Source organism: Mesorhizobium sp. USDA 4413 (genome assembly GCF_056280365.1).
In genome coordinates, this window is the sequence record NZ_JBVPRP010000001.1 from 4,455,166 (window position 1) to 4,477,773 (window position 22,608).

At 62.1% G+C, this 22,608-nt stretch carries 26 protein-coding genes; 19 read left to right on the top strand and 7 right to left on the bottom strand.

From position 1 onward, the window contains the following. The first annotated feature begins 84 nt into the window (after window positions 1-84). Window positions 85-567: a Holliday junction resolvase RuvX gene (gene ruvX / locus ACVMIM_RS21765; protein ID WP_476114479.1), complete on the top strand. Its 483-nt coding sequence runs from the start codon at window positions 85-87 to the stop codon at window positions 565-567. Here ruvX and ACVMIM_RS21770 read toward each other — a convergent pair. From ACVMIM_RS21770 to ACVMIM_RS21780, 3 genes are all read right to left on the bottom strand, one after another. Then, complete coding sequence (locus ACVMIM_RS21770) at window positions 509-850, bottom strand: DUF6105 family protein (RefSeq protein WP_476114481.1); 342 nt, start codon at window positions 848-850, stop codon at window positions 509-511. The two genes, ruvX and ACVMIM_RS21770, sit on opposite strands and share 59 nt — an antisense overlap. Beyond that, window positions 850-1,407 (bottom strand): hypothetical protein, encoded by a 558-nt coding sequence (locus tag ACVMIM_RS21775; protein ID WP_476114482.1) that lies wholly within the window; start codon window positions 1,405-1,407, stop codon window positions 850-852. Before ACVMIM_RS21775 ends, ACVMIM_RS21770 begins: the two co-directional genes overlap by 1 nt. A gap of 182 nt (window positions 1,408-1,589) precedes the next feature. Next, a complete protein-coding gene (locus ACVMIM_RS21780) occupies window positions 1,590-3,218 on the bottom strand; it encodes a DNA alkylation response protein (RefSeq protein ID WP_476114484.1) in 1,629 nt (542 codons plus the stop codon). 200 nt (window positions 3,219-3,418) lie between these two features. Here ACVMIM_RS21780 and ACVMIM_RS21785 point away from each other — a divergent pair, with 200 nt between their 5' ends. The 4 genes from ACVMIM_RS21785 to dprA all read left to right on the top strand — a co-directional run bounded on the left by ACVMIM_RS21785 (window position 3,419) and on the right by dprA (window position 7,559). After that, window positions 3,419-4,384, top strand: coding sequence for an aspartate carbamoyltransferase catalytic subunit (locus ACVMIM_RS21785; RefSeq protein WP_040995018.1), 966 nt, complete (start codon window positions 3,419-3,421; stop codon window positions 4,382-4,384). Continuing rightward, entirely contained in the window at window positions 4,381-5,667 is a 1,287-nt protein-coding gene (locus tag ACVMIM_RS21790; protein WP_476114485.1) for a dihydroorotase, read from the top strand. Before ACVMIM_RS21785 ends, ACVMIM_RS21790 begins: the two co-directional genes overlap by 4 nt. Window positions 5,668-5,853: 186 nt before the next feature. Then, a complete protein-coding gene (gene plsY / locus ACVMIM_RS21795) occupies window positions 5,854-6,435 on the top strand; it encodes a glycerol-3-phosphate 1-O-acyltransferase PlsY (RefSeq protein WP_476114486.1) in 582 nt (193 codons plus the stop codon). After that, window positions 6,432-7,559: a DNA-processing protein DprA gene (dprA, locus tag ACVMIM_RS21800; RefSeq protein ID WP_476114487.1), complete on the top strand. Its 1,128-nt coding sequence runs from the start codon at window positions 6,432-6,434 to the stop codon at window positions 7,557-7,559. Before plsY ends, dprA begins: the two co-directional genes overlap by 4 nt. Before the next feature lie 32 nt (window positions 7,560-7,591). Here the strand turns inward: dprA and ACVMIM_RS21805 are convergent, their stop codons facing one another. The 3 genes from ACVMIM_RS21805 to ACVMIM_RS21815 all read right to left on the bottom strand — a co-directional run bounded on the left by ACVMIM_RS21805 (window position 7,592) and on the right by ACVMIM_RS21815 (window position 9,450). Continuing rightward, the gene (locus ACVMIM_RS21805; RefSeq protein ID WP_476114489.1) at window positions 7,592-8,734 is read right to left on the bottom strand and encodes a hypothetical protein; all 1,143 of its coding nucleotides are present in this window, start codon (window positions 8,732-8,734) and stop codon (window positions 7,592-7,594) included. Window positions 8,735-8,826: 92 nt separating this feature from the next. Next, a complete protein-coding gene (locus tag ACVMIM_RS21810) occupies window positions 8,827-9,039 on the bottom strand; it encodes a hypothetical protein (protein ID WP_476114490.1) in 213 nt (70 codons plus the stop codon). A gap of 105 nt (window positions 9,040-9,144) precedes the next feature. Then, a complete protein-coding gene (locus tag ACVMIM_RS21815; protein WP_476114491.1) occupies window positions 9,145-9,450 on the bottom strand; it encodes a DUF535 family protein in 306 nt (101 codons plus the stop codon). A 469-nt stretch (window positions 9,451-9,919) separates the two neighbouring features. Between ACVMIM_RS21815 and ACVMIM_RS21820 the strand changes: the two genes are divergently transcribed. From ACVMIM_RS21820 to ACVMIM_RS21875, 12 genes are all read left to right on the top strand, one after another. Further along, entirely contained in the window at window positions 9,920-11,155 is a 1,236-nt protein-coding gene (locus ACVMIM_RS21820; protein ID WP_476114493.1) for a tyrosine-type recombinase/integrase, read from the top strand. Window positions 11,156-11,269: 114 nt separating this feature from the next. Then, complete coding sequence (locus ACVMIM_RS21825) at window positions 11,270-11,692, top strand: hypothetical protein (RefSeq protein WP_476114494.1); 423 nt, start codon at window positions 11,270-11,272, stop codon at window positions 11,690-11,692. Between the two features lie 98 nt (window positions 11,693-11,790). Then, window positions 11,791-12,000: a hypothetical protein gene (locus ACVMIM_RS21830; protein ID WP_476114495.1), complete on the top strand. Its 210-nt coding sequence runs from the start codon at window positions 11,791-11,793 to the stop codon at window positions 11,998-12,000. Then, window positions 12,001-12,201, top strand: coding sequence for a hypothetical protein (locus tag ACVMIM_RS21835; protein ID WP_476114496.1), 201 nt, complete (start codon window positions 12,001-12,003; stop codon window positions 12,199-12,201). It begins immediately after the preceding gene. 651 nt (window positions 12,202-12,852) lie between these two features. Beyond that, window positions 12,853-13,128 carry a hypothetical protein gene (locus ACVMIM_RS21840; RefSeq protein WP_476114497.1) on the top strand — a complete coding sequence of 92 codons (276 nt, stop codon included), beginning with the start codon at window positions 12,853-12,855 and terminating at the stop codon, window positions 13,126-13,128. Beyond that, a complete protein-coding gene (locus tag ACVMIM_RS21845) occupies window positions 13,125-14,042 on the top strand; it encodes an AAA family ATPase (protein ID WP_476114498.1) in 918 nt (305 codons plus the stop codon). Before ACVMIM_RS21840 ends, ACVMIM_RS21845 begins: the two co-directional genes overlap by 4 nt. A gap of 359 nt (window positions 14,043-14,401) precedes the next feature. Next, window positions 14,402-14,815: a hypothetical protein gene (locus ACVMIM_RS21850; protein WP_476114499.1), complete on the top strand. Its 414-nt coding sequence runs from the start codon at window positions 14,402-14,404 to the stop codon at window positions 14,813-14,815. Continuing rightward, entirely contained in the window at window positions 14,812-16,245 is a 1,434-nt protein-coding gene (locus tag ACVMIM_RS21855) for a hypothetical protein (protein ID WP_476114500.1), read from the top strand. The genes ACVMIM_RS21850 and ACVMIM_RS21855 overlap by 4 nt, the downstream gene beginning before the upstream one ends. Window positions 16,246-16,261: 16 nt before the next feature. Next, window positions 16,262-16,462: a hypothetical protein gene (locus ACVMIM_RS21860; RefSeq protein WP_476114501.1), complete on the top strand. Its 201-nt coding sequence runs from the start codon at window positions 16,262-16,264 to the stop codon at window positions 16,460-16,462. A gap of 11 nt (window positions 16,463-16,473) precedes the next feature. Further along, on the top strand, window positions 16,474-17,328 hold the full coding sequence (locus ACVMIM_RS21865; protein ID WP_476114502.1) for a hypothetical protein: 855 nt from the start codon (window positions 16,474-16,476) through the stop codon (window positions 17,326-17,328). A 101-nt stretch (window positions 17,329-17,429) separates the two neighbouring features. Continuing rightward, window positions 17,430-20,054: a hypothetical protein gene (locus ACVMIM_RS21870; protein ID WP_476114503.1), complete on the top strand. Its 2,625-nt coding sequence runs from the start codon at window positions 17,430-17,432 to the stop codon at window positions 20,052-20,054. A gap of 71 nt (window positions 20,055-20,125) precedes the next feature. Continuing rightward, the gene (locus ACVMIM_RS21875; protein WP_476114504.1) at window positions 20,126-20,953 is read left to right on the top strand and encodes a hypothetical protein; all 828 of its coding nucleotides are present in this window, start codon (window positions 20,126-20,128) and stop codon (window positions 20,951-20,953) included. A 65-nt stretch (window positions 20,954-21,018) separates the two neighbouring features. Here the strand turns inward: ACVMIM_RS21875 and ACVMIM_RS21880 are convergent, their stop codons facing one another. Further along, window positions 21,019-21,153: a hypothetical protein gene (locus tag ACVMIM_RS21880; RefSeq protein ID WP_476114505.1), complete on the bottom strand. Its 135-nt coding sequence runs from the start codon at window positions 21,151-21,153 to the stop codon at window positions 21,019-21,021. A 201-nt stretch (window positions 21,154-21,354) separates the two neighbouring features. Here ACVMIM_RS21880 and ACVMIM_RS21885 point away from each other — a divergent pair, with 201 nt between their 5' ends. Both ACVMIM_RS21885 and ACVMIM_RS21890 read left to right on the top strand, forming a co-directional pair. Further along, window positions 21,355-22,281, top strand: a complete 927-nt coding sequence (locus ACVMIM_RS21885) for a hypothetical protein (protein ID WP_476114506.1) — start codon at window positions 21,355-21,357, stop codon at window positions 22,279-22,281. Then, complete coding sequence (locus ACVMIM_RS21890) at window positions 22,281-22,568, top strand: hypothetical protein (RefSeq protein ID WP_476114507.1); 288 nt, start codon at window positions 22,281-22,283, stop codon at window positions 22,566-22,568. Before ACVMIM_RS21885 ends, ACVMIM_RS21890 begins: the two co-directional genes overlap by 1 nt. Window positions 22,569-22,608: the final 40 nt, after the last annotated feature.

A 22,608-nucleotide genomic window follows, 5' to 3' on the forward strand; every position in this document is an offset into this window, starting at 1 on the left:
TAGAACGCTGGCGGCAAATTGAAAGTAGCGCGGCGCTCTCCACCGTCAAAAGGATGTGTGACGCCTGGATTTCAGGAAAAGCCGTTGGGCATTATTTCAATCGAGGAACTGCCGGCGCGGCTTGCCGACGGCAAGACGCTCGCCGGGCTCGATCTCGGCGACAAGACGATCGGCGTGGCGGTCTCCGATCGCGGGCTGTCCTTCGCCCATCCGCGCCCGGTGATCCTGCGCAGGAAATTCTCGCTCGATGCCGCCCAACTGCTCGCTCAGCTCGATAAGGACAATGTCGGCGCCGTCGTGCTCGGCCTCCCCGTCAACATGGACGGCTCGGAAGGCCCTCGTGCGCAAAAATCGCGCGCCTTCGTCCGCAACATGGCGCCGCTTTCCGACCTGCCCTTCGTGCTGTGGGACGAGCGGCTGTCGACGGTCGCGGCCGAGCGGACGCTGATCGAGATGGATTTCTCGCGCAAGAAGCGCGCCGGCAAGATCGATTCGGCGGCCGCCGCCTTTATTCTGCAGGGAGCCTTGGACCGGCTTCAGTCGCTCGGCCGAGCCGCTCGGGGCTGATAACGCCCTGCCGGCGCTGCCTGATCCATGCGGCGATGTTGCGCCGGCGGCGGAAGGCCCACAGTCCCATGAGCAGGAAAAAGTCGAAAACGCAGGTTCGCGCCACCATGCCCGGGATGACAGCCGGATCGACGCCGAGCATCTGGCCGTAGAGCTGGAAAGCGAAATCGTGCACCTGTCGGCTGAGCATCGCGTAGCCGAAATTCATGTCGTTGGCCGACAGGAAGAACCATCCCCAGAAGATGGCCATCGGAGCAGCCCAGAGCGTGAATATCGTGCGCATCAGCGCCTGCCTCCAGGCTTGTTTTCCGGGCGGCCGGATATGCGGGAAAGAAGCGAACTGTGCGCGGCGCCCATCGCCATGAGCGAGGCCGCGCGAACATCGCCCTCGGGCAAATGCAGCGCGGCGAAGCTGGAGCGGCGCTCCGCCAGCACCGCGACATAGGAAGCAAGCAGCGCCGTCATCTGGATGGCGCCGATCATGAACAGGCCGTTTATGCCTTGCGCCACGCCGCCGATGAGGATCAGCGAAAGCAGGAAAGATGCCGAGATGAAGGCGATCCGCGCCACGCTCTCGCCCGCGTCCGCCCTCGTCGCCGTGTTCAGCAGCGTTTCGACGAAGGCCCAGCAGAACAACACCGCGACGGTCAGGAGCGCGATCGAAAGCGGCGCCAGCACGGCAAGATTTTCAAGCTCGGGAAACCGGCTGGCCTGAACCGACAAGCCAAGCACGCCGAGCGCCGCCGCTATGCCGCGGCTGCCATCCATGCAGATATAGGCAAGCAGGGCGAAAACCACCGCCCAATGCAAGGCCAGAACTGAGCTCAACACGTGCCGCATACGCTTCCCGCTGACGGAGCCTCGGGGAAGTCATGGTTAACCTTTCCCTACTCCAGCAAACGGAGATTGGGCTTTGCAACGGTTCGCCGCAATGGAAACCATTCGTTAAGGTTAACAGCTATCCACAGCTCGGCGAAGCGCGTGAAGCGGTTTCGGATCATGCTCTTTGATTTTGGACGGGATCAGGTCACCGGCGGATAGAGCGTGTCGATGATCATGCGCGCGTCATGGCGCGAATCGAGCATGCCGTAAGTGGTGCGCCACTGACCGCCCAGCCGCGTTTCGACGAAGGCGTCTGCGATGCGCCCTGCTCCCAGCCGGCGCAGTTCCGCCGCGGCGGCCGACAGCGCGAGCTGTTCGGTGAGCAGCCGCGCCGAGCCCTGGTCGGTCGCCGCCACCTGCATGGCAGCCTTCAGCACGCCGATGGTGCCGCGCCCGCCAGTGCCGAGATCGCGGTCGATGCCGGCGAGCACTTCCTCGAACAGGCCCGGCGCGCGGCCAAGCACGCGCAGCACATCGAGCGTCATAACATTGCCCGAGCCTTCCCAGATCGCGTTGACCGGCGCCTCGCGATAGTAGCGGGCAAGCGGCGCCTCCTCGACATAGCCGTTGCCGCCAAGGCATTCCATCGCCTCGTAAAGCAGCGCCGGCGCGATCTTGCAGACCCAGTATTTGACGACAGGGGTCATGGCGCGGGCAAAGGCCGCCTCGCCGCGGTCGCTTGCAGCCTCGTCGAAGGAGCGCGCCAGTCGGAACGACAGCGCGGTGGCCGCGGCGACATCGAGCGCCATATCGGCCAGAACCCGCTGCATCAGCGGCTGGTCGATCAAGTTGGAGCCGAACACCTGGCGATGACGCGCGTGGTGCACGGCCTCGGCGAGGCCCGCCCGCATCAACGCCGACGAAGCGACCGCGCAGTCGAGCCGGGTCAGCGTCACCATGTCCATGATCGTCTTCACGCCGGCGCCCGGGTCGCCGACCATCTCGCCGATCGCATTGACGAATTCCACCTCGGACGAGGCGTTCGAGCGGTTGCCGAGTTTGTCCTTCAGCCGCTGGAAGCGGAAGCCATTGCCGGAACCGTCACCCAGGATCCGCGGAACGAGAAAGCAGGACAGTCCCTCAGATGCCTGGGCGAGCACCAGGAAGGCATCGGACATCGGCGCCGACATGAACCATTTGTGCCCGGTCAAGCGGTAGAAGCCGCTTCCTGTGCGCTCCGCCCTGGTCGTGTTGGCGCGCACATCGGTGCCGCCTTGCTTCTCGGTCATCCCCATGCCGAGCGTCAGCCCGGTCTTCTGTACGGGAGGCTTCTGCGTCTGGTCGTATTTGCGCGTCGTCACACGCGGCGCCCATTCGCGGAAAAGCTTCGGACTGGCCATCAGCGCTGCCAGCGAGGCGCTGGTCATGGTGATCGGGCACAAATGCCCAGTTTCGAGTTCCGCGGTCAGATAGAAGCGCGCCGCCCTGACTTGATGGCGGCGGCCGATCTCGGCGTCGCCGTTTTCCCACACCGAAGAATGCAGGCCGCCGGCAATCGAGCGGCGCATCAGGGCGTGATAGGCCGGATGGTATTCGACCACGTCGAGGCGCCGGCCCTGGCGGTCATGCGTCCGCAATTTCGGCGTGTCGGTGTTGGCGAGGCGGGCGAGCTCCTGCGCCTCCTGCGTCATCACGAACCGGCCAAGTCCGTCGAGATCCTTGCGCACGGGATCGGAAAAACGCTCGGCAAGCTGGATGAGCAATGGATCGCCCCGCCATGCATTGCCGCCCGTCAGCGGCGGCGGCTGGTTTATCACCTCGTCGGTCACGCCCAATCCTTCAGTTGCCCAATCCTTCAATTGGCCGAGAGGTTCTTAGCATTTCCAAGGTCGCGGTCGCGAATCCGAAACTCCTGGGCCTTATAGCCCAAGCCACGGAAGGCGCGCGACGAAAATACCGGGGAGAACGCCCGCAATCCAAAGCTGGCGCTTGCGGCAGGCCGGACCGCACCCTATAGCAGCGCCTTGAGATGACCGACGCTTCGTCCCTGCCACTCTTTCCCCACCGCCATCTTCTGGGCATCCGCGATCTTTCCCCGGCCGATATCGAGCTGTTGCTCGATCGTGCCGACCAGGCCGTGGCGATCTCGCGGCAATCGGAAAAGAAGACCACGACGCTGCGCGGCCGCACCCAGATCAACCTGTTCTACGAGGCATCGACCCGCACGCAGTCGTCCTTCGAGCTCGCCGGCAAGCGCCTCGGCGCCGACGTCATGAACATGTCGGTGGCAAGCTCCTCGGTGAAGAAGGGCGAGACGCTGATCGATACGGCGATGACCCTCAACGCCATGCGGCCCGACATCCTGATCATCCGTCACCAGTCGGCGGGCGCGGCGGCCCTGCTCGCCCAGAAGGTCGGCTGCTCGGTGGTCAATGCCGGCGACGGCGCGCATGAGCACCCGACGCAGGCGTTGCTCGACGCGCTGACCATCCGCCGCGCCAAGGGGCCGCTCTCGAAGCTGATCGTGGCGATCTGCGGCGACATCCTGCATTCGCGCGTCGCCCGCTCCAACATCATGCTGTTGAATGCACTCGGCGCGCAGGTGCGCGTTGTCGCTCCCTCGACGCTGCTGCCCTCCGGCATCGACAGGATGGGCGTGATCGTCGCGCGCTCGATGGCCGAGGGGCTGAAGAATGCCGACGTGGTCATGATGCTGCGCCTGCAGCGCGAACGCATGGAAGGCGCCTTCGTGCCGTCGATCCGCGAATATTTCCGTTATTTCGGCCTCGATGCCGAAAAGCTGAAAGCCGCCAAGGACGATGCGCTGGTCATGCATCCCGGCCCGATGAATCGCGGGGTCGAGATCGCCTCCGAGATCGCCGACGGACCGCAAAGCGTCATCCAGGAACAGGTCGAGATGGGAGTGGCCGTGCGCATGGCGGTGATGGAAGCGCTGCTTGATCCGCGCCGCAACCATGAGGGGCGCGGCGCATGAGCGTGACCGTCTTCAGCAAGGCGCACATTGTCGACCCGTCGCGCGGCGTCGACGAGATCGGCAGCCTCATCGTCGACGGCCGCAAGATCGTCGCTGCCGGAAAAGCGGCATTGAACCAGGGCGCGCCGGAAGGCGCCGCCGTCGTCGACTGCGCCGGCAAAACGATCATTCCAGGTCTTGTCGACGCGCGCGTCTTCATCGGCGAACCCGGCGGCGAGCATCGCGAGACCATCGCCTCGGCAAGCGTGGCGGCGGCGGCCGGCGGCGTCACCTCCATCGTCATGATGCCCGACACCGACCCGGTGATCGACAATGTGGCGCTGGTCGAATTCGTGCTGCGCACGGCGCGCGACACCGCAAGCGTCAACATCTTTCCGGCCGCCGCGATCACCAAGGGCCTCGAAGGCCGCGAGATGACCGAATTCGGCCTGCTGCGCGAGGCGGGCGCCGTCGCCTACACCGACGGCAGACACACGATCGCCAACGCGCTGGTGATGCGCCGCGCGCTGACCTACGCGCGTGATTTCGGCGGCGTGATCGCGCATGAGACCCAGGATGCCGACCTCGCCTCTTCCGGCGTGATGAACGAAGGCCTCTATGCAAGCTGGCTTGGCCTTTCGGGCATTCCGCGCGAAGCCGAGCTCATCCCCTTGGAGCGGGATCTGGCGCTGGCCCGGCTGACCGGCGGGGCCTATCACGCGGCAAAAATCTCGTCCGCGATGGCGGCCGGCGCGGTGAACCGGGCCAAGACCGAAGGCGCCAACGTCACGGCCGGGGTCGCCATCCACAATCTGTCGCTCAACGAGAACGATGTCGGCGAATACCGCACCTTCTTCCGGCTGACCCCGCCCTTGCGCGCCGAGGACGACAGGCTGGCGATGATCGAGGCGATCAAGGACGGCACGATCGACATCATCGTCTCCTCGCACGACCCGCAGGACGTCGACACCAAGCGCCTGCCCTTCGCCGATGCTGCCGCCGGCGCGATCGGACTGGAAACGCTGCTTGGCGCGGCACTTCGGCTCTACCACAATGGCGATGTGCCGCTGCTCAGGCTGATCGAGACGCTGTCTACTGGGCCGGCGCGACTGTTCGGCCTGCCGGGTGGCACGCTGCAGCCGGGCGCGCCAGCCGATCTCGCAATCGTCGATGTCGACGAGCCGTGGATCGTCAGCGAAAGCGGACTGCGCTCGCGTTCGAAGAACACCTGCTTCGAAGGCGCGCGCCTGCAGGGCAAAGTCTTGCAGACGATGGTCGCGGGCCGCACAGTGTTTTCAGTATAGCCCATTCATTGCTTTGAGCTCTGCCGGACCCTGCCCGCACAGAGTTGCTTGGCGAACCCTCCCGACTCTACCATTATGACCAGCTGCTGCCCAAGCAGCGCCAGCTCTTGCAAACTGTGGTTGCATAAAGCAGATTATATCAATCCTGGGGCGAGCATCTGGAGCGACAGGAGTATGGGGGAAACAATGGGTTACGCGATCGCGCTCGTGTTCGGCTATCTGCTCGGCTCGATCCCGTTCGGGCTCCTGATCACCCGTGCAGCCGGGCTCGGCGATGTCCGCCAGATCGGCTCCGGCAATATCGGCGCGACCAATGTGCTGAGGACAGGCAACAAAGGCCTTGCCGCCGCCACGCTGCTGCTCGATGCGCTGAAAGGCACCGTCGCCGCGCTGATCGCCGGCCATTTTTCGTCGGACTTCGGACTGTTGGCCGGCTTTGCCGCGTTCCTCGGCCATCTGTTCCCGGTCTGGCTCGGCTTCAAGGGCGGCAAGGGCGTCGCGACCTATCTGGGCGTGCTGCTCGGCCTTGCCTGGCAAGGCATGCTCGTCTTCGCCGTCGTCTGGCTCGCGATGGCCTTCCTGTTCCGCTATTCCTCGCTGGCGGCATTGGCGGCCGCGGTGGTCGTGCCGATCGCGCTCTATTTCATAAGCACGCCGCAGATCGCCGGCCTGTTCGCGCTGATGAGCCTGATCGTCTTCATCAAGCACCGCGCCAATATCTCGCGCCTGCTGGCCGGCGCCGAAGGCAAGATCGGAGCGAAGGGATGAGCGCCCCGGCCGCCGGCCCGCATCTCAGCGACCGGCAGCGGCTTGCCTGGCTTCGCCTGATCCGCACGCCCAATGTCGGTCCGGCCTCGTTTCGCGAGCTGATCAACCGCCTCGGCTCGGCCGAAACCGCGCTCGAAATGCTGCCCGAGCTGATGATTTCCGGCGGCGCCAATCGCATCGCCCGCATTCCGTCCGTCGCCGAGGCCGAAGCCGAGTTGGACGCCGCCCGCCGCGCCGGCGCCCGCTTCGTCGGCATCGGCGAGGCGGACTATCCGCCCTTGCTGAAGACGCTGGACAACCCGCCGCCGCTGCTTGCGGTGAAAGGCGAAGGCGCGGTCTTCCGTTTGCCCGCGGTGGCCATCGTCGGCGCCCGCAACGCCTCGCTGGCCGGCATCAAGATGGCGCGCATGCTGGCGGCAGACCTCGGCCGCGAAGGCTACGCGATCGTTTCCGGCCTGGCGCGCGGCATCGACACGGCCGCGCACAAAGGCAGCGTTTCGACCGGAACGATCGGCGTGCTGGCCGGCGGGCTCGATGCCCCCTACCCGCCCGAGAATGCCGGCCTGTGCGACGAGATCGCAGATCGCGGCGGCGCCGTCGTTTCGGAAATGCCCTTCGCCTGGCAGCCGCGCGCCCAGGATTTTCCGCGTCGCAACCGCCTTGTCGCCGGCATGGCGCTTGGGCTGGTTGTGGTCGAGGCGGCACAGCGCTCCGGTTCGCTGATCAGCGCCCGCCTCGCCAATGAAATGGGCCGATTGGTCTTTGCCGTGCCGGGCTCGCCGCTCGATCCGCGTGCCGCCGGCTGCAACGCGCTGCTCAAGGACGGCGTCACGCTGGTCACCGAAGCCGCCGATGTGCTCGGCGCGCTGGCGCCGCTTGCCGGCACCCGGCTTCCAAGAACCCTCCCACTTGCCGAGGCGCCCGACATGTCGGCCATGCCGCCGCCCGGCGAAAACGACCGCGCCGATGTGCTGGAAGCGCTTGGCCCCACGCCGATCGCGGTGGATGACATCATCCGTCACACGGGTATGAGCGCAGCGCAGATCTCGATGGTGCTGCTGGAACTCGACCTCGCGGGACGGCTGGAGCGTCACGCCGGCGGGAATGTGTCGCTGATCGCGTGATCTGCGGCCCTCAGTTCCGGGTTCGGGTCCTCCTACCGGAACAGATATTTCGACACTTCCGGATTGCCGCGGCGCCACATCACATTGTCGAGGAAGTAGTGGTGCACGTTGATGAAGATCAGCACGATGAAGAAGAACAGCGATGAACCGAGCACCTGCCTGTCGTAGGGGACCAGGGCGGTCAGCACGAACGGGATCAGCCAGAAGCCGAGATAGCCGAGTGCGGCGCCTCCGATGATGAATCCCAGCACTCGCAGCCTGTAGCGAGGCCCAAGCACGGATAGTATTTTCGGCTCCGGATCCCGCGCCGCATCCAAGACGTCACGCTCGACATTGGTCTGATAGCGCCACACCACGGCCAGATATTGCAGCGAGTGCAGCGCCGGCACCACCAGCAGCCAGAGCGGGTTTATCCTGGCAATCAGGATCCAGAGATAGAGCGACGCGACATAGGCAACGATGCCGTTATACGGCAGGCCACCGCCATTCTTTCTCCAACGACGGGCCAGCATCAGGAGCGTGGCCGCTGTCGATGCAACGGCCGCCGCCAAGGCAATGTCGGTGATCCATGAAGGGGCGGCGAAGGTGTAATACTGGAGCCCGTAATACTGCCCCGCGGTCACCGCTGTGTTGGTCTGCAGCCAGGCCAGGATCCACACCGCGTAGCTGTTGACGAGCAGCACCTTCTTGTCCCGGTCATCGAAGAATTTGCGTTTCAAGACAGCGTCGACCATCAGCATCCCGTAGCCCTGCTTGACGTAGTGCCAGCCGACGAAAAAGAACATCGCGTTGGCCGCAAGGCCGAGCAGCCGCGTGTTCGACGTCGCCGCACCATAGGCAAAGAACAGGGCCATGATCACCGGGACGATGACGCCGGCGAAAATGTAGCGAAGCTGCAGGCTTCTGTCGTAGCCGTCGCCACGCGCCTTCCGGCCGAAATTGCGATAGAAGATCTGGTAGGAATGGGCGAAATGCGGATAGTTCACCAGGTAGGCCACAACGACCATCGTCGCGGCCAACGGCCCTTCATAGTCGCGCGGCACGAAGAACAGCACAGGCAGGATCAGGAACGCGCTGCCGCCGAGCATAAGGAAATCGGCGACCGGGCCGAAGAGATATTTGCCGGGCGTCGCCGCTTTACGAGCCGTGGTCTCTACCGAAAGGTCAAGTGCCATCCTGGAGCCTCCCTCGGGGCTCCGAGTTTAACCATGCCCCCTGTCCAGGGACAAGTTTGCCGGCGGCCCGCTCTCATTGGTCTTGGGGAAAGTCACCCCTCAGGGTAGGCAGCCTGAGCGATTTTCATCAGCCGCTTTCTGGCTTCTGCCACACGCTTCTGTTCCGACCTTATGCGGCTGCACAGCGCGATGTTGATCCCGACGCCACAGTCCTCGTCCAGCATTTCCTTTGCGTGATTGAGAGAAGTCTCTGCGCGCTTTACGCTCTGCCTGGCCCTGGCCAGTTCCAAGTTCAGTACGTCCACTGTATCCGCGTCCCAAATTGCGGTCCCTTCTGGAATTGAACGGGCGCGAATAGTTTTTTGTTCCGAATGCCTACGGCATCGAGCCGGCAATGGCGCAAAGCGCGGTTATTTCCGGAACAAAGGCTGAATTGACGCCTTCACCTGGTCGGTAAGTTGATCCTCCAGACGCCATCGCCTGCGAACCCGCGCCCGTTTGTTGGGCTTGTACTCGGTAAGCTCGCGCCGCGCCTTGGCAGTGGGCATGGCGAACATCAAGGGGTCTGTCCGAAGCCCTCCGGACTCCGTCCAGAAACCGTCATAGTCGGCGGAGATGCGGCGGCGCAAACTGTAATCGGTTGCAAAGACATGCCCCGCATTCGATACGGCAAAGAGGCCGGACAGTCCTAAGGACCGGCTTAGAACCTGCGCCACGCGACGCCGGGGACTATGTCCCTCTGATGATGACCGACGGCATGACCCGGAGGGCCCGGGTCGTTCATCCGAGCCAATTCTGTTGCCCAACAGCCGGATGCCCGAACCGGGCCACCGGCCTGCCCTATCGCGAACCGCGCACCCAAGGCAATTTACAAAAATGTAAAGCGCCAGCGGAGCGCCAACACAATGTCGTGGTGGAGGTTGGACTGCGGCAATTCGGCAGTTGTGACCGGGCTGTTCAGGCGGTCGTTGTTGGTGAGCGCGATGGGATTCGAACCCATGACCTACTGATTAAAAGTTCATTCCACGCGTTTTCGGCAAGCCGTTGATCCTGTTCAATATTCCCCGTGTCCGCACCATAAGCTATTGATTCCCAAAGGACATGCTTTGACAAATCAGGACACTATGCGACAATGCCCGCATATGGAAGCCCGTCGATTTGACGGACACAGTGCGGACACAAGACATGAAGCTTAGCGACCCCGAAATCAAGAAGCTGCCGACGCCAGCCACCGGCAACAAGATCACCTATGACGACGAGGTTAAGGGCTTTGGCGTCCGCGTCACTGCCGGCGGCGCCAAGTCCTTCATTCTCAACTACCGCACACGCTCCGGCCTGGAGCGGCGATATACGATTGGCTCCTGCTCTGATTGGAAGTGCAGCCCTGCCCGCGAGGAAGCTAAGGACCTCAAGAAACGGATCGATGTCGGCTTTGACCCGATGGGCGATCTAAAGGCAGCGCGCGAGGCGAAGACCGTTGCCGATCTGTGCGAACGCTTCGAAAAGGAGCACCTGTCCAAGAAGCGGGATTCGACAGCGCGCGACTACAAGGCCCTGATCAAGAACCGCATCCTCCCCGCCCTGAAACACAAGAAGGTGATCGATGTCGAGTTTACCGACGTCGACAGCCTGCACCGGAAGATTTCCAAGGATGCCCCTTATCTGGCGAACCGGACGGTCGCGGTACTGTCCAAGATGTTCGGGCTGGCCATCAAGTGGAAGTGGCGCACCGATAACCCGGCCAAGGGCATCGAGCGCAACGACGAGCAGAAGCGTCACCGCTATCTCTCCCCGCCTGAGCTGGCAAAGCTCACAGAGGCCCTAAGCGCGCTGGAAGACCAGCAAGCCGCGAATATCTTCCGGCTTCTGCTCCTGACCGGCGCGCGCCGTGGCGAAGTCCAGGCGGCGAAGTGGGAGCAGTTCGACCTGACTGCCGGTGTGTGGACCAAGCCGGGCTCAACCACGAAGCAGAAGACCCTGCACCGCGTCCCCCTCTCCGCCCCTGCTCGTATGCTCCTGACTGAGCTTCGGGAGGAAGCGAAGGATGATGCCGTCTATGTGTTCCCCGGCCGTGGCACTGATCACCGCGTCGAGATCAAGAACGAGTGGCGGGAAGTGTGCATTGCCGCCGGCATCGTCACGGCTGAGGCAGTGCCGGACAGCAAGGGGGTCGAAAAGATCGTTCTGACGCCATCGGCGCGCATTCACGACCTGCGCCACACATACGCCTCTGTGCTGGCCAGCGCGGGCCTTTCCCTGCCGATCATTGGTGCATTGCTCGGACACTCACAGCCGGCCACCACGGCCCGCTACAGCCACCTTATGGACGATCCGCTGAGGCAGGCCACTGAACGTGTCGGATCGATCGTCATGGCCAAAGACAAGGGCGCGGAAGTCGCGTCGCTGAAAGGCGGTGCGTGAATGTTCCGACCCAAAAGGATCTCATTGCACGCTGCACGTCAGATAGTTTCACAGCGGACGGCGACCGGAGAGAATCGAGTGAGCCCTATTTTCGATGCCCTACGGGAGAAGGCCTTGTCTATCAGCGTCGCAAACCAGGCCGGCAATTATGCCGAGTTGGACTATGAGGCGACCGATATCTGGTGGCCACACCCTTATCAGGTGACTAGCCCAAAAGACGGCCAGCACTCTTGCTTCGATGTGATGGTGTCCTCTGACGACCTAGACAAGCTTTGGCCTGAAAAGCCAGCAAAGGCTCCTCCGACAGAGCGGCTTCAGCCCGGCAATCCCGGTAAATGGAATTGGGAGGGAATGCTGATTGAAGCAGCGTTCTACATCCACGAAAACGGCCTGCCTGACCAGAAGGGTAAAGCAGCTTTCAAGGAGCATCTCTTGTTGTGGCTCAGCAACCAAAACGGCGGAGACGGCGGCCCCCACCCGAAGGAAGTCGAGAAGCGCGTCAACGCACTCTACAAGCGATTTGCGAGCGCGGAGTAAAACTCCTTATTTCCTCCAATTCCCCCCAACCTCCTCCGGTCTGGGAGCCGACAAAACATAACATCTGCTGACATTTCAACGAAAGGAAATGACACCAGATGAGCCTTCTAGACGAATACCTGGACCGCCCTTCCCTCGCCGCCGAACTTAAGGTGAGCGAGCGCACACTGATCCGCTGGCAGCATTTGCCGGATGGCCTTCCCTATGTCGAACTCGGCGGCCGCATCCTTTACCGCGTCCCCTCAGTGAAGGCCTGGATTGAGGCGTTGGAGCGCAGGCCCAATCCCCGCAAAGCGAGGGCCGCATAAATGCAGACAGACCTCCAGCCCGACGAGGCAGTCACCGCTGCAGCGCTCTATCTCGTCTCTCCGCGTGAGCGGTCAGGCCGCGCCACCGTTCCCGATCTCCGTACCAGGTTCGGCATTACCACGATGCAAGCCATCGAGGCGATGCGCCTTGCGAGCAGACTCAAAGATGGAGGCGCCTATGCGGCTATCGCCTCCTCTTGAAATGCGAAAGCCCGCCGGCCAGGGCGAGCTTCGCGAAGTCGATATTCACAGCAGCAACAACCAAACAATAGCCGAAGACCTCCGCTTTAGGCAAGCGTCACACATCCTCGCACGCTTCCCTATGTCGGTTCCCGTCGCGCTTACTGTCGCACGGCTCGCCTACGGAGGCGGCGCATGACGACATGCATCTTGGGAATCGATCCTGGCCTGTCCGGCGCCGCCGCCTTCTATTTTCCGGCAGCACCCGATCGCGTGGCGGTCTACGATATGCCAGTGGTCGCAAAGAGCATCGACGCGGCATCGCTTGCCCGCCGTATCGAAACAGATGCGCCCGGATCTCGCCATCGTGGAGAACGTGGGCGCCCGTCCTGGCCAAGGCGTGTCGTCAATGTTCCGCTTCGGGGTGGCACATGGCGCAGTGCTAGGTGCCCTCGCCGCCCTGAATGTCCCGACGCACCTAGTTTCCCCTACGTCATGGAAGAGGCATTTCAAGCTGGACAGCGACAAGGAAGCGGCCAGGGCATTGGCAATCCGCCTTTGGCCTGCCTGTGACCATTTCGGCCGCAAGAAAGACCATGGCCGAGCAGAAGCGGCCCTGATCGCCCGCTGGGCCGCTGAAACCCTCCCGGCAGCTCGCCAAGGAGGTTCGGCATGACCGTTCGACCGAATCTTCCGAGCGTCGAAGACATGTTCATCGATGCCGCCGTCCACCATTTGACGGCGGCGCGCAACCACCTCCAATGCGCTGCACTCCGGTTCGATGATGCGGGCTACGAGCACGATCCGACCGCCAGGTCTTACAGCTATGTCGCCGGAATCGTTGCTGACTTCCACGGCAGACCGTTTCGTCCGATCCAGACCGTTCCAGCGCATGTCGCTGATGCTGCCATTGAGTGGCGAGCAGAGCGCGAGAGGAGACGCAAATGAACGCTCCTCTCACCATCACGGCCGCAGACCTCCAGCACATGGAGTTCGAGCCCTTGCGGTATGTCATCCCCGGCTACTTGGCAGAGGGTGCTACATTGCTTGCGGGGAAGCCCAAGCTCGGAAAATCATGGCTTGTCTTGGACTGGTGCATATCTGTCGCTATCGGCGGCTATGCGCTGGGCTCCGTCAAATGCGAGGAAGGCGACGTTCTCTACGCTGCCCTCGAAGACAACCAGCGCCGCCTTAAACGGCGCATGAGCCAGGTGATCCCCGCCAGCCAAGCATGGCCGAAGCGGTTGGCGCTGCGAACCACCATGCGGCGCCTGGATGATGGGCTGCTAGGTGAAATCACGGCGTGGGCGCGGCATGCGCCGAACCCGCGCCTCATCGTCATCGACACGCTCGCGAAGGTTCGACCGCCGGCAAAGGCCAGTGACAAGCCTTACGAGGCCGATTATCGCGCGGTCTCCCCTTTCACTGCTCTCGCTGCTGAACTGCAGCTTGCAATCGTCATCGTTCACCACACGCGCAAGATGGATGCCGACGATCCGCTCGACATGGTGTCCGGGACCACGGGCCTCACCGGCGGCGTCGATAGTGTGATGGTGCTAGCAAAGGACGGCCAGGGAACTATCCTCTCAGGCAGAGGTCGCGACCTGGATGACATCGAAAGCGCCATCAAGCTGGACAGTAGCGGCCATTGGTCCTTGCTGGGCGACGCCGATGAGGTTCGCCGTAGCAAGGAGCGAAACAGGATCCTCGAAGCTGTCAGAGAGATCGGAGAAGCCGGACCTAAGGAAATCGCGGCGGCAACCTCGATGCGCGAGAACAACGTGCGGTATCTGGTGCGTGAGATGGCGAAGGCTGGTGAACTGGAGGCGGTAGCTCGCGGGCTGTATCGCATTCCAAAGTGAGGGGCTTTGTGAGGAGTGCTTTTCGCTGAGCTGTCCGAAGTGAGGGCAAACCCGAAAACACCCATACCCCCCCCCAACATCCCCAACATCCCTAACAATGGATCAGGAATGTTAGCGTTGTGAGGCCCGCCCCGGCGAACGTTCGGAAGGCGACACTTTTTCCTGTTGGCTCACGGCAGCAAACGACAAGTTGTCGCTTGCTGTCGTCCCTTTAACCCTCAGCCTGACAATTGCCGACACTGATTGTTTATCAGTAGACAGTTTATGACAACTTATTGATATTGCTTGCATTTCATATCGAACAAGCCGATTGTGTCCGCACTGTATCCGCTCAACCGCGACCAGATCGAGGTTCGGAAATGACTGAAAATAGCGCCACGATAGAGCTAGGTTCCCAGGCCAATGCACCGTCAAAAGGTGCTGGCAAGGCCCGGCTTGTCACGTTGTCCGATCTGGACAAGCGCACCGCTGCCGCGAAGCAGGCTCTTGAGTTCCGGGATATTCTCATCAGCGAACGCGGCGGCGACGACATCGGCGCGCTTCGGCTGGCGATTATCGAGGACGTGGCTTGCGTCTCTGCCATTATCCGTGACGCCCAGGTGCGTTGGCTGAAGGGCGAGCAGATCAGCCTTTCCGAGCTTGCCACGCTGCTCAACACGCGCCGCAGGGACGCAGAGCTTATCGGCATCGATCCCGAGCCGCGCGACATCACCCCCGACATCACCACGTTCATGGCCGCCAAGGCCGCAGAGAAGGCGAGCAAGGCCGCATGAGTGCTCCCGCCTTCACCTACAGCGAGGCTTGCCAAGACCCTGACCTGTTCGGGCCGTGGTTCGCTGCCGATAGCTGGGGTGTATGGCGCGTCATCGACAAGGCTCTGTTCGGCGAGCCGCTGGACGAGGCAGAACTTGCCATCTTCACCGAACTGACCGGCAGGGACGAGGCGCCTACTTCCCCGGCATCGGAGGCCTGGTTTGTGTGCGGGCGGCGTTCTGGCAAGGACGTGAAGGCCGCCAGCATTGCGACCTACCTGGCCACGTTCGGAGCGGAGCAATACGGCTATCTCTCCCGGTTGGTCCGTGGTGAGCGTGGCGTTGTCCAAGCCCTTGCCGTCGATCGCGATCAGGCAAAGGTCGTGCTGGGCTACACCAAGGCATTTTTCGAGCAGCCGATCCTCCGCAAGACCGTCAAGAAAGAGACGGCAGACGGGATCGAACTGAAGAACGGTCTCTGCATCGAAATCACTACGAATGACCGGCGTCGGGTGCGTGGCCGCACAGTGGTGGCAGCCGTGTTCGACGAGGTGGCTTTCTGGCTCTCTGAAAACAGCGCCAACCCTGACGAAGATGTGTACAAGGCAATCAAGCCTTCGATGGCCACCATTCCCGGCGCCATGCTGATAGGCATCAGTTCCCCCCATGCTCGCAAGGGCCTCCTGTACCGCAAATGGAAGGCCAACTACGGCAAGCCAAGCAAGGTGCTGGTGGTGCAGGCACCGACATGGCGGATGAACCCCAACCTTACCCGAGAAAGCGAGCTGATCGCCGAGGCCTACGCCGAAGATCCATCGTCAGCGGCCGCAGAGTTCGGCGCCGAGTTCCGAACCGACGTTGAGCAATTCGTGTCTCTCGATGTCGTGGAGGCGTGTGTGCTTCCAGGGGTGACCGAACTGCCTCGGGACGGCAAACATCACTATGTTGCCTTCGCTGACCCGTCTGGCGGCTCTTCGGACAGCTACACCCTGGCAATCGGCCACAGGGAAGGCAAGCGGGCCGTTCTGGACGCGATCAGGGAGCGGAAGCCACCTTTCAGCCCGGAAGCGGTCACGTCCGAATACTCGGCTCTCCTGAAGGCCTACGGCATCTCAACCGTGCAAGGCGACAAGTATGCTGGTGAGTTCCCCCGTGAACTCTACCGCAACAATGGCATCACATATCGGGTGGCCGGCAAGTCCCGCAGCGAGCTTTACCTGGACATGCTTCCGAGCCTGAACAGCGGCACGGTTGATTTGCTCGATAACCCGAAGCTCGTTTCGCAGATCGTCGGCCTGGAGCGTCGCGTGGCTCGTGGCGGGCGAGAATCCATCGACCATGCCCCGAACGGCCACGACGACCTGGCCAACGCTGTGGCCGGCGTGATCGATCTGCTCGCCAACAAGGCTCCCGCACCAACCGCTTACTCAGTGCCGATGCATTGGGGCTAACCCACAGGAGAAACCCATGACCCCCAGCCGTACAACCGAAATCAAGCCAGGCGTGAACGTGGACATGTCCAACTTCGGCCGGACGCCGGATCAGCATCCGATCGATATGAGCGATCTCGCCCGCAACCGGGAAATGGCGAAGCTCTCGACCGAAGGCAAGCTTAACCAGGCGCTCGGCATCGAATCTTCCGAACGCCTTCCGACCAAGCCGATCTGAAAGGAAACACCATGAAGATGCTCCCTGGAAAGCACAGCCTTTCAGAGCGCAAGGGCGCCAAGTTCGTCGGCTACTGGATGCATGAGCCCCAGGAGCAGCGTAACAAGGTCTATCGCGATCTTCGCGCTGCCTATGACGCGGCATTGGAAAGCGTGGGCTCTTTTAACCAGCATGTTTCGGATCTTCGTGCCGGCGGCAAGCTGACCGAAAAGGGCATCATGGAATCAGCATCGAAGCACGGCTTTGAGACCGTGCAGAAGCTTGCCCGGAACAAGGTTCAGGCTACGGCGGCCCTTCGTCGCGACATCGCAACGCGCATTGCCAAGATGAAAGCGGTCAACATCGACCGCACCGATATCGTGGGCGAGATGCAACGGCGGGAGCTGCGCGATCACTTCAACGCTCTTCCGGAGGAAAAACGCCACGCTCTGATGCGTGCTCCAAGCGACGCGCTTTTGGACGCGTTGCTCGGTGTCGATTCCATGCTGGTCAAGATTGAGCCTTCTGTTCTGGAGGTGGCAGCATCGCAGCGAATGGAGGCCAGATACGGCGCCGAGAAAGCGATGCTCGACGATCTGCAGGCCGCAGTCGAAACCGTCGAGCGGGCATATGATGCGGCCCGTGACGAAATCCGCCACGGCCTCGGCCTGCAAAGCCATGAATTCGAGGCACTGGCCGGGCCTATGGAGCAGCCGATCATCGAGCAGGAACGCGCCAAGGTCGATCGCATGGCGGTTAACGAGCAGCCGATCGCCGACGTGGACAAGCTTGCGGCCGAGATCGTGGCACTGCCCTTCGCGGATCGTGAGCGGATGCTGGATCTGGCCCTCAATACTCAAGGTGAAACGCTGAGCAAGGCGGCCTGACAGGTTTCATGCGCGCGCGGGGAAAGAGCCGGCCCACAAACGCGCTGCGCTGGCGGTGATCTGCTCCCCAGATCACCGCCCTCTCTATCGAAGGAACGACCATGACCGATCTGGCAACACTTGGCATCGCTTTCGAAAGTAAGGGGCTGGCCAACGCCACCTCCGATCTGGACAAGCTCACTGCCTCCGCGAACAAGGCTGAGCAGGCGACCAAATCGCTTGAGACGGCGAACACCCGCCAAGTATCGGCGACCGTCATGTTGTCCAAGAATATCGAGGCCGTGACGGCCAGTTATGATGCCGCCACGAAGAGCGTGGCCAGCCAGGTAGGCACGTTGAATAAGTTCGCTTCCGCCGCCGGCACGGCAAGCGCTGCATCGAGGCTCGGCGCCGCACAACTGCTGTCTTTCAGTCACGCCGCACGCTCAGCCGCAGAGAGCCTGCTGATAGGCGCATCCCCGCTGCAGGCGTTCGCTCAGCAGGCAAATCATCTATCCTTTGCCATGACCGGCCCGCAGGGTCTTATCGCGGCTACAGCGGCATCTAGGGCGGCGTTTGCCGAATGGTTGGCAACGACTCCCGGCATTATCACAACGGCGGGTGTTGGTGCTGTGGCCGCAGTTGGTGCGTACCTCATTGCCACCCGCGAAGACATCAAGTCTGTCGACGAGATTCTCGCTGGGCATAAGGCCCTGATCGACGAAATCGCGAACGCTTATCCGAATGCTGAGGCGGCTCTGAAGCACTACCAGGAACAGGCTGCGAAACTGCCTCAATCTGTAATTGCTGCCGACATCGAAAAGCAGCTCGGCGACAGCCTGAAAACACTAAACTCTCTAATGGACGGTTTGCGCTTGGACCTCAAGACGGTCGGTAGCGATTGGGGCCTTATGGGTTCCGCCGGCTCTGCCGCGTTTGCCAAGCTTTCCTCGGGTATTCAGGATGGCACCATTGACGCCAAGATGCTCTCTTCGGAGCTGGGCCGGCTGCGTCAGGAAAACAGTGGCCTTTCTGACTATGCCCGCTCATTTGCTGACAGCCTCCAGGACGCCGCCAACAAGGCCGCAGAGGTGGAGGATAGAATCAACGGCACCAAGGGATTGGCCGATGTCACTGTTGGCGGGCAGAAATTCCGCCAGACGCTCTATGAGATCAGTGGCGGCTTGAAGGATGTCGGCACCAAGGCCACGGATGCCGATTCCATCATCTCACGGCTCTTCAAGGCCGGATCATCCGACACTGGTGCCTTCGCAAAGATGTCGCAAACCATCGATCTGACGGTGGGCGCCCTCGATCGCATGGACGAGGCGGTCAAGAACGCACGTCGCGGGCAACTGGAAAGCTTCAACGACCTGGAGCAGCAATATCGGAGCACGCTCACACAGATCGACACACTGCAGAAGGCGCTCGAAACCGCCGGCGGCAAGGACAACATCGCCGCGTTCTTCGGCGACGTGTCCAGCATCAAGGGCGCGACTGGGGCGATCGATGATGCAATCTCGACCGTCAACAAGCTTTTCGACGCCCTGAATAGCGGCGGCGCCTCCACCACCAGCGTGTTCGAAGGCCTCCAGATGGTGCGCCAGACGCTCACCCAGAGCGGCCTCGGTGTCGATCAGGTCAACGCATTCGTCGATAGCCTGATCCGCGCTCGTCAGCAGATGGACGCGGCATCGTCGGATGCGCGGAAGCTAGATGCGGCCATTCATGCTATCCGCAATCGCACCGTGACCGTCACAGTGCTTACGCGGAAAGTCGGCACTGGCACCCAGAGCCTATACGATGTTCCCAATGGCACTGGGACCACAAGCGGCGTAGGCGTCACGAGATATGGCGGCGACGGCTCAGGGCCTTCTGTGACCTCCTATTCGGTCCCGAGCAGCTATTCAGGCGCCGAGAGCATGGGCAGCGGTTCCAGCTACGGCGTGAGCGGGTCCGGTACCGTCAACGTCACTCGCTTCGCCACAGGCGGCATGATTCATCCCGGTGATACGCAGCGCGTCTCATTCTTCAAGTCTCCAGATGAAACAGTCGGCATCTTCACGCCCCAGCAGATGACGGCACTTGCCGGCGGCACGCAATCGGTTGGTAGTGCCGATAAGTCGGCAACCGACAAACTGTCCATGGCCATTACCGACACGGCGGCCAACACCAAGAAGACCGCGCAAATCCTCGACGATATCAAAACGGCCGGTAGCGTTTCTGCGCTGGGGGGATCACCCTCTGCTGGCGTCGGATCGTCTTCCTCAGTCAATTCTGATCAGGCTCAATGGGATGCCGTCTTCAGCCAAGCATTCAAGACGGCGCAGGCCAATTATCAGGCCGCAAGGATGGCCGGTGGTGGCGACGGTATCGTTCCATTTGCGCAAGGGCTTGTGGCTACGCCGGCAGAAATAGCTCGCAATGCCGCAAATTTGGCAACGGGCCGGGGCGGCACGACTTCTGTCTTGGGTTTCGCCTCCGGGGGCATAATCCATCCAGGCGATAGCCAGCAAGTCCAGTTCTTCAAGAGCCCTGAAGAAACAGTGGCCATCTTCACCCCGGAACAGATGAAGGCGCTTAAAGGGTCGGATAGCAAATCGGGTGGCGGAGAGAGGCCAATCAACCTCTCCATGACGGTCAACATCCAGAGCGGCGCTCAGGCCAGCAAGGACAGCATCGCAGAGATGCGCCGACAAGCCGCGTTGGGCGTCCGTGAGGCCATCAGGAGCATCAATGGTCGATAGGATGCCCGTGCTCGCCTTCCTCGCCTCGCTCGCCGTCGTCGGCGCCTTACTGTTTCACTGAGAGGGTTGCAATGGCAAATCGCTTCTGGGTCGGCGGCACTGGCACATGGGATGCCTCGACAACAACGCATTGGTCAACAGCGACAGGCGCCGCTGGCGGCGCATCGGTGCCGGGGGTCAATGATGTCGCTATCTTCGATGCCAACTCAGGCGGCGGCACCGTCACGGTCGCAACGGACATCAATATTCAGGGTATCACCTGGGGTGCCTTCACCGGGACGCTCGATTTCAGCGCCAACAACAACAATGTGACGCTATCGTCGTCTTTCAACGGCAGCGGCAGCGGCACACGGACTATCAATTTAGGCAACGGGACATGGAATATAACCGCTTCGAGCACGGGGCCGTGGGCCATGGGGACCGTCACCGGCCTGACATTCAATGCAAATGGATCGACGATACGGTTCAGTGGGGTCTTAGGCGCTGGTGTCATCAGAACGTTCACGGGCGGAGGTCTGACCTACAATGCAGTCGTGTTTGATGCCCAGCCTTCAGGCGGCGTGAACCGCATTTCCTCGGGCAACACGTTCGGAAGCCTTACGGTGGCTGGACTCAACATAATCGACCTGGTTGGAGGCCAGACCATCTCGACGCTTTCGCTCAATGGCACAGCGAGCGCGCCCATCTCCGTTCGGTCTTCGGGAGAAGGCACGGCGAGAACACTGTCAGTGGCCAGCAACGCGCCAACCATGAACTTTTGCGCCTTCAGGGATATCACCGGTGCTGGAGGGGCGTCCTTCGTCGCAAACAACAGTTTCGATCTCGGCAACAACAGCGGAATCGCCATCAACGGTCCTGCGGGCGGCCACATCGCCACGCGCCAACAATTGGGGATGTAACGGATGCGCAGACTCGCTCAATCCACAGCCTACACCGTCATGCTAAAGCTGTTTCTGTCGAGCGATCACGTCTCGGCCGCGATCGGCAAGACGGTCGCGATCAAGATCAGCAAGAACGGCGGTGCCTTCGCCGATCCGAATGCCGGCGCAACCAACGCGACGGAGGTCTCAAGCGGCTGGTACAAGGTGGCGCTCGACACGACAGACACCGCTGGGGGACTTGGTGGTGCGCGGCACGGCGACGAGCTGCGACGATGCCGAGCAGGTCTGCCAGGTTGTCAGCGCCACGACGGGCGGCGCAACCAATCGATGCCGGGGCCGATACCTCCGGCACTCTTTCGCGCCTCACAAGCAATGCCGGCGCAACCAACGCGACGGAGGTCTCAAGCGGCTGGTACAAGGTGGCGCTCGACACGACAGACACCGGCACGCTGGGGGACTTGGTGGTGCGCGGCACGGCGACGAGCTGCGACGATGCCGAGCAGGTCTGCCAGGTTGTCAGCGCCACGACGGGCGGCGCAACCAATCTGGACGCGGCGGTATCGTCTCGCTCAACCTATGCCGGGGCCGATACCTCCGGCACTACGACGCTGCTTTCGCGCCTCACAAGCACGCGCGCCGGCCTGCTCGACCATTTGGACGCCGACATCTCGTCGCGTTCTTCGCATTCCGCCGCCGACGTCTGGGCCGTCACCACGCGCCGGCTGTCGGACGGCACCAACATTGTGCTCGCCAAGGGAACCGGCATCACCGGCTTCAATGACCTTTCCGCCGCGCAGGTGAATGCCGAGGCGGATACGGCCCTCTCGGATGCGGGTGTGACTAGTGTGCGCATGGCGCATCTGGACGCTGACATATCGAGCCGCATGGCGACATTCAGTTATACGGCACCGCTGGATGCTGCCGGCACTCGCACCGCGCTCGGCATGGCATCCGCCAATCTTGACACCCAGATCGGCACGCTGGCCACGTCGACCACAGCCGCCGCGATCAAGACTAAGACCGACAATCTGCCAAGTGATCCGGCCGATGCATCAGACATCGCTGCAGCCTTCGCCAGCCTACAGAGCCATGGCGACGGTGCTTGGGTCACAGCAACGGTGCCGACTGCCACCGACAACGCTGCGGCTATCCTGACCGCCGCTTATGAGGGATCCGAGACGGTTGAGGAATTCCTGCGCATCGCCCGCGCCGCGCTCTATGGCAAGGCTGATGGATTGGCCGGAACAACGGTTCACTATCGTGATGCGGCTGACAGCAAAAACCGCATTACAGCGACAGTGGATTCGAACGGAAACCGCTCCGCAATCACTGTGGACGGTGCCTGATGTTCGGCGCGCGCTATTGGGGGCGGCGGTACTTCGGCGGGCGCTACTTTGGCCCCGCCGCCATTGACGCGCCTGTGCCGGTTTTCGCCAGCGACGATCTGGCCGCCGTGCTGTCCGAAGCTGTGGACCTGCACGCATTCACCGTAATGACGCCAAACGATCGAATCATCATCGTGGACGCAGAAACCCGGTTCGTTTCGGTAGATTCCGAAAACCGTATGATCGCGGCTGAGGCCGAGGTGCGCACGATCACTGTAGATCCAGAAATCAGAACCGTGTCGGCATAGGCTCGACCACCGAGTTAGTGAAGACCAACGATCCTCGCCA

What these genes read in the sequence shown, in the direction of transcription:
- ACVMIM_RS21770 (WP_476114481.1), bottom strand. Translation starts at nt 850, where the DNA reads ATGCGCACGATATTCACGCTCTGGGCTGCTCCGATGGCCATCTTCTGG.
- ACVMIM_RS21775 (WP_476114482.1), bottom strand. Translation starts at nt 1,407, where the DNA reads ATGCGGCACGTGTTGAGCTCAGTTCTGGCCTTGCATTGGGCGGTGGTT.
- ACVMIM_RS21785 (WP_040995018.1), top strand. Translation starts at nt 3,419, where the DNA reads ATGACCGACGCTTCGTCCCTGCCACTCTTTCCCCACCGCCATCTTCTG.
- ACVMIM_RS21790 (WP_476114485.1), top strand. Translation starts at nt 4,381, where the DNA reads ATGAGCGTGACCGTCTTCAGCAAGGCGCACATTGTCGACCCGTCGCGC.
- plsY (WP_476114486.1), top strand. Translation starts at nt 5,854, where the DNA reads ATGGGTTACGCGATCGCGCTCGTGTTCGGCTATCTGCTCGGCTCGATC.
- dprA (WP_476114487.1), top strand. Translation starts at nt 6,432, where the DNA reads ATGAGCGCCCCGGCCGCCGGCCCGCATCTCAGCGACCGGCAGCGGCTT.
- ACVMIM_RS21805 (WP_476114489.1), bottom strand. Translation starts at nt 8,734, where the DNA reads ATGGCACTTGACCTTTCGGTAGAGACCACGGCTCGTAAAGCGGCGACG.
- ACVMIM_RS21820 (WP_476114493.1), top strand. Translation starts at nt 9,920, where the DNA reads ATGAAGCTTAGCGACCCCGAAATCAAGAAGCTGCCGACGCCAGCCACC.
- ACVMIM_RS21830 (WP_476114495.1), top strand. Translation starts at nt 11,791, where the DNA reads ATGAGCCTTCTAGACGAATACCTGGACCGCCCTTCCCTCGCCGCCGAA.
- ACVMIM_RS21835 (WP_476114496.1), top strand. Translation starts at nt 12,001, where the DNA reads ATGCAGACAGACCTCCAGCCCGACGAGGCAGTCACCGCTGCAGCGCTC.
- ACVMIM_RS21840 (WP_476114497.1), top strand. Translation starts at nt 12,853, where the DNA reads ATGACCGTTCGACCGAATCTTCCGAGCGTCGAAGACATGTTCATCGAT.
- ACVMIM_RS21845 (WP_476114498.1), top strand. Translation starts at nt 13,125, where the DNA reads ATGAACGCTCCTCTCACCATCACGGCCGCAGACCTCCAGCACATGGAG.
- ACVMIM_RS21850 (WP_476114499.1), top strand. Translation starts at nt 14,402, where the DNA reads ATGACTGAAAATAGCGCCACGATAGAGCTAGGTTCCCAGGCCAATGCA.
- ACVMIM_RS21855 (WP_476114500.1), top strand. Translation starts at nt 14,812, where the DNA reads ATGAGTGCTCCCGCCTTCACCTACAGCGAGGCTTGCCAAGACCCTGAC.
- ACVMIM_RS21860 (WP_476114501.1), top strand. Translation starts at nt 16,262, where the DNA reads ATGACCCCCAGCCGTACAACCGAAATCAAGCCAGGCGTGAACGTGGAC.
- ACVMIM_RS21865 (WP_476114502.1), top strand. Translation starts at nt 16,474, where the DNA reads ATGAAGATGCTCCCTGGAAAGCACAGCCTTTCAGAGCGCAAGGGCGCC.
- ACVMIM_RS21870 (WP_476114503.1), top strand. Translation starts at nt 17,430, where the DNA reads ATGACCGATCTGGCAACACTTGGCATCGCTTTCGAAAGTAAGGGGCTG.
- ACVMIM_RS21875 (WP_476114504.1), top strand. Translation starts at nt 20,126, where the DNA reads ATGGCAAATCGCTTCTGGGTCGGCGGCACTGGCACATGGGATGCCTCG.
- ACVMIM_RS21890 (WP_476114507.1), top strand. Translation starts at nt 22,281, where the DNA reads ATGTTCGGCGCGCGCTATTGGGGGCGGCGGTACTTCGGCGGGCGCTAC.